This window comes from Methanocalculus natronophilus (assembly GCF_038751955.1).
GTDB lineage: Archaea > Halobacteriota > Methanomicrobia > Methanomicrobiales > Methanocorpusculaceae > Methanocalculus > Methanocalculus natronophilus.
Genome location: NZ_JBCEXH010000140.1, coordinates 1 through 502, shown reverse-complemented (window position 1 = coordinate 502; position 502 = coordinate 1). Strand labels below are relative to the sequence as shown.

Here is a 502-nt window from a genome sequence, read left to right as displayed (position 1 = left end):
CTCAATAACCCCTTGAATAGAAAAATTGGCGTTATGATGTTCGCTCTTATACTCATTTAATGTTTCTTCATTAATAGGTATATCCGATATTTCATGTTTAACGGTTTTAACACTTTGGTCTTTAAATCCACTAAAGACAAGTGGCTTTTCTTTGATTTCTTCAACTTTTTCTTCTTTAATCGTCTCTTCCATCGCCTCTGAAATCGTTGGCGCATCATCACAGTATCTTACACGTATTTTAATATCAAATCCAAATTTAAAAAGGATTTTTTCAATATCAAATAACATCTCTTCGACATACGTTCCATCTTTTGGACACACGATTTGAAGCGTGTCTTTTGATTGTTCAACTTCCATCGAACTCAACGCATGAAACCTTGGTTTTTGTTCAGTTAATAAATCAAGCGCAAATCCATAATACGCTCTAAAGACTTCATCACTTTCACCATTTAAATCAAGCGATTGATATTCTATTTGATAGATCACTTTAGAACATGCATCC

General features: G+C 33.3%; 1 protein-coding gene. It reads right to left on the bottom strand.

Annotated elements, in window-relative coordinates; genetic code table 11:
• Window positions 1-502: hypothetical protein (locus ABCO64_RS10905; RefSeq protein ID WP_343089502.1), on the bottom strand; the 502-nt coding region annotated here is incomplete at both ends.